5 protein-coding genes are annotated in these 3,776 nt (G+C 64.2%); 2 read left to right on the top strand and 3 right to left on the bottom strand.

Annotation, left to right across the window (positions count from 1 at the left end):
• Nucleotides 1–118: 118 nt before the first annotated feature.
• Nucleotides 119–1,423, top strand: a complete 1,305-nt coding sequence (locus AADA04_RS05645; RefSeq protein ID WP_340692272.1) for an MATE family efflux transporter — start codon at nt 119–121, stop codon at nt 1,421–1,423.
• Here the strand turns inward: AADA04_RS05645 and AADA04_RS05650 are convergent.
• A complete protein-coding gene (locus tag AADA04_RS05650; protein ID WP_340692273.1) occupies nt 1,386–2,438 on the bottom strand; it encodes a quinone-dependent dihydroorotate dehydrogenase in 1,053 nt (350 codons plus the stop codon). The genes AADA04_RS05645 and AADA04_RS05650 overlap by 38 nt on opposite strands.
• Entirely contained in the window at nt 2,439–2,780 is a 342-nt protein-coding gene (locus tag AADA04_RS05655; RefSeq protein ID WP_340692274.1) for a DUF952 domain-containing protein, read from the bottom strand.
• A gap of 101 nt (nt 2,781–2,881) precedes the next feature.
• Between AADA04_RS05655 and AADA04_RS05660 the strand changes: the two genes are divergently transcribed.
• Nucleotides 2,882–3,307 (top strand): DUF4112 domain-containing protein, encoded by a 426-nt coding sequence (locus AADA04_RS05660; RefSeq protein WP_340692275.1) that lies wholly within the window; start codon nt 2,882–2,884, stop codon nt 3,305–3,307.
• Between the two features lie 2 nt (nt 3,308–3,309).
• On the opposite strand, the gene AADA04_RS05665 is transcribed toward AADA04_RS05660, so the two are convergent.
• The coding region (locus AADA04_RS05665; protein WP_340692276.1) for a hypothetical protein at nt 3,310–3,776 on the bottom strand (467 nt) is incomplete at its 5' end.

Raw genomic sequence — 3,776 nt, forward strand, 5'->3', positions numbered from 1 at the left:
CCCCCGCACCACACACCTCCTGCTGGCCTGTTTCGCCCTTACCGCCCCCCTCTATGCATGGTACGCACTGCCCTTTGCGCACACGTTTTACGAGGCGCTCGCCTAGGCCCGGAACGCGATGCTCACCCGCCGGAAAATCCTCTCCCTCGCGATTCCCATCGTGCTGGCCCAGGCCGCCACGGCCACGACGGGCATCGTTGATACGGCCGCCATGGGCCGGTTCGGCGACAAGGCAGACCTTGCCGCCGTCGCCATCGCTGCGGTCGCATACAGCTTTATCTATTGGGGATTCGGCTTCCTGCGCATGTCGACCACGGGCCTCGCGGCGCAGGCCAATGGCCGGGGCGACGGGCCTGAAGTCCGCGCCATCCTGCTGCGCGCCCTGATGCTCGGCGGCGCGATCGGCCTTGGCCTCTTCCTGCTGTCGCCTTTGCTCAGATGGCTCACATTCGCGGCCTTTGCCGGCACAGCCGAAGTGGAATCCCTCGCCGCCGGTTATTTCAACGCCCGCATTTTCGGCGCCCCCGCCTATCTCATGGGTTTGGGCATTACAGGCTGGCTGCTGGGCACCGGAAAGACCGGGCAGATGCTTGCCGTCCAGATCGTCCTGAACGGCGTGAACGTCATACTGGACGTGTGGTTTGTCGCCGGACTGGACCTGGGCCCTACAGGCATCGGCGCAGGCACCGCAATTGCTGAGTGGACGGCACTGGCTGTCGGCCTTGTCCTCGTGCGCAAGGGCTTCCGGGCACCTGCGCGCCTGATGGATCCGGCCAAACTGTCCGCGCTCTTTTCCGCCAATCGCGACATCATGATCCGGACATTGGCCCTCGTATTCTGTTTCGGTTGGTTCGTGCGTTCCGGCACGCTGATCAGCACGGCGGCCACGGCGGGAAATGAAGTCCTGCTACAGTTCATCACCGTCGCCGCCTTCGTGCTCGATGGCTTTGCCTTCGTGGCTGAAAAGGAGGCCGGCGAAGCCTATGGTGCATCCGACAGAAAGCGCCTTGCGCGGGCGATGCGGCTGACATCGGAGTTCGCCTTTGCCTTTGGCGCCGTGTTTGCCCTTGCCTATTTCTTCGGGGGCGGTTGGGTCATCGAGGCCTTCATCGCCGACCCGGAGGCGCGCCGCGCAGCGCTGGATTTCCTGCCCTATTGCGCCGCCGTTCCCCTACTCGGCGTCACCGCGTGGCAACTCGACGGCCTGTTCCTTGGCACCACGCAGGGCAAGGCGCTGCGCACGGCGGGCGTCATCTCGGCCCTGCTATACCTGACGACGGACATGTTGCTGCGCCCGGCCTTCGGCAATGCGGGCGTCTGGGTGGCTTTCCTGACCATGTATGTCTATCGCGCTGCGGCGCTCGGCTGGTTCGTGCCCGGCCTGTTCAGAGGTCTGTCCCGACCGCCTGTGCCAGCGACGTAAAACCATCCGCCTTGAGCAGGACGGCCAGCTCGCGGTGGATATCCGCCACCAGCCCCGGGCCGGAATAGACCAGCGCCGAGTAGAGTTGCACCGCGTTCGCGCCGGCCCGGATTTTCGCATAGGCGTCGGCTGCACTGGAAATACCGCCTGCGCCGATCAGGTCGAATTCGCCCTTCAGCGCCTTCGCGAAGGCTTTCAGGATCTCGGTCGATGGTGCCATCAGCGGCGCGCCCGACAGGCCGCCGGCCTGTTCCCGGTCGCGACTGGTCAGGCTGTCAGGCCGGGCGAGCGTCGTATTCGACACGATCAGGCCGGACAGCCAGGCGCCCTGGTTGCGGACCACACCGACAATGTCCTTGATCGCATCGGCATCGAGATCCGGCGCGACCTTGAGGAAGACAGGCTTTCCCGCACGGTCGGCCGCGCCGCAGGCCAACAGCAATGCCTCAAGCGAAGCCTTGTCCTGCAGGCCCCGCAATCCCGGCGTATTGGGCGACGAGATATTGACGGTGACGTAAACGGCATGCGGCGCCACGGCCTCGATACCCTTCACATAGTCGGCGATACGATCCGTGCTGTCCTTGTTGGCGCCGACATTCGCGCCGATCGGCACCGGCGCGCGATATTTCGACAGGCGCCGCACGAAATAATCGAGACCGTAATTGTTGAAACCCATCCGGTTGATCACGGCCCGGTCCTCGCTGAGGCGGAACAGGCGCGGTTTGGGGTTTCCCGGCTGGGGCAGCGGCGTGACCGTGCCGCATTCGACGAAGCCGAAGCCAAAGCGGGCCATGGCCGACGGCACTTCGCAATTCTTGTCGAAGCCGGCGGCCAGGCCGACCGGGGCCGCGAGCTTCAGCCCGGCCTTCGGCAGCGTGGTCGCAAGGACAGGGTCGAATGTGGGCGCACGCAGGGGCGCACCGAGCCCTTTTTCGAGCGCCCGTATCGTGGCCGTGTGGGCCGCTTCCGGGGGCAACAGCTTGACGAGGCTCACGCCCAAATCCGTGAGGCCCATCTAGAGATCCTCCGGCAGCACAGGAATCCCATGAGGGTCCTGCGCAAGCGTCCACTGACGGCAGGCGTGCTTGATTTCGAGGGTGCCATAGAGATGCGGGAACATGATTCCGCCTCGGCTCGGCTCCCATTTCAGCGGCGGAAGATCGGTGATCGCGAACTCCAGGAGCCGGACGTCCTTCTGCCCTGCATAGTGCAGCCTGGCCGTTTCGGCGACGCTGTTGCGCGCCGAGAGGTGGACGTAACGGTCTTTCCGGTCGAGCGCCGTCGCCGTCGCGCCGGTGGCCTTGGCGGCCTCCCAATCGGGCAGTGTCAGCAGCTTGTAGACATGCGTATTGTTCATGACGGGCGTTTCAGCAGGCTTTGAGGCGGACGGCAACTCGCGGCTTGAGTCCCTGACGCGATGTGCGATCCTTTGGCTGCAGTGCCGGAAGGAAATCCAACATGGCCAAGGACATTGCCGATCAAGCCCATCTGAACGTGCGGCTGGAGAATGGGCGGACCGTGGAAGAGGAACTGCGCCGGCTTGGCGTGTTTTCGCAGATGCTCGATTCGCAATTCTCGTTCATGGGCGTCCGGTTCGGCGTGGATTCGCTGCTCGGTCTCATACCAGTTGCCGGAGACGTTGCCACGGGAATCGCGGGCACCTATGCGCTGGCCACGGCGATCCGGCTGAAGCTGCACCCGATCGCGGCGGTCCAGATTGGCTGGAACCTGCTGTTCGATACGGTGATTGGCGCGATCCCGATCCTGGGCGATATTTTCGACTTTTTCTTCAAGTCAAACACCAAGAATTTCAAGGTGATAGAGAAACACCTGACCCGCAAGGCACAGCGCCACATCCGCGAGGCTGCCGCGACTCGCGCCTGAAATCAGGTGAGCGGCAGGGCGCTTGTGTCTGACGCCCGCGCGAGAACCCACCCGCCTTCCGGCGCCTGGCACGCCGCGAACCGGCCGCGCTCCTGCCCCGGAAAGGCATAGGCGATATCGCGGCACATGACCGAGACTTTCATCGGGACAACATCGGAGACGAAGCGGACGACGGAATCGGTTGGCTGGGCCGTATATTCGATGGTCCGGACTGTCGATTTGCTGGATTCGCGGGTCGTGGAGCGCTCGATGAGGATGGTGAGGTCTCGGCCATCCGGGGTTTTCAGGATCTGGGTGGTTCCGTCGGCCTGGGTGTCGACGAGGCGGAGGAAATCCGTGCGCAGGGCATTTAGCATATTGGAATCAAGGGCTTGCGCCGCTGTGAGTTCGACGCGCTCGGCCACGAATTCATCCACATTGCACGCCGTGACGGGGGCGGGAGCGGGGTTGAACGGGCGGACCGTGGGGG

The organism is Hyphomonas sp. (assembly GCF_037969335.1).
GTDB lineage: Bacteria > Pseudomonadota > Alphaproteobacteria > Caulobacterales > Hyphomonadaceae > Hyphomonas.

Excerpts from the sequence above, each read along its gene's own strand:
- AADA04_RS05645 (WP_340692272.1), top strand. The coding sequence starts at position 119 with ATGCTCACCCGCCGGAAAATCCTCTCCCTCGCGATTCCCATCGTGCTG.
- AADA04_RS05650 (WP_340692273.1), bottom strand. The coding sequence starts at position 2,438 with ATGGGCCTCACGGATTTGGGCGTGAGCCTCGTCAAGCTGTTGCCCCCG.
- AADA04_RS05655 (WP_340692274.1), bottom strand. The coding sequence starts at position 2,780 with ATGAACAATACGCATGTCTACAAGCTGCTGACACTGCCCGATTGGGAG.
- AADA04_RS05660 (WP_340692275.1), top strand. The coding sequence starts at position 2,882 with ATGGCCAAGGACATTGCCGATCAAGCCCATCTGAACGTGCGGCTGGAG.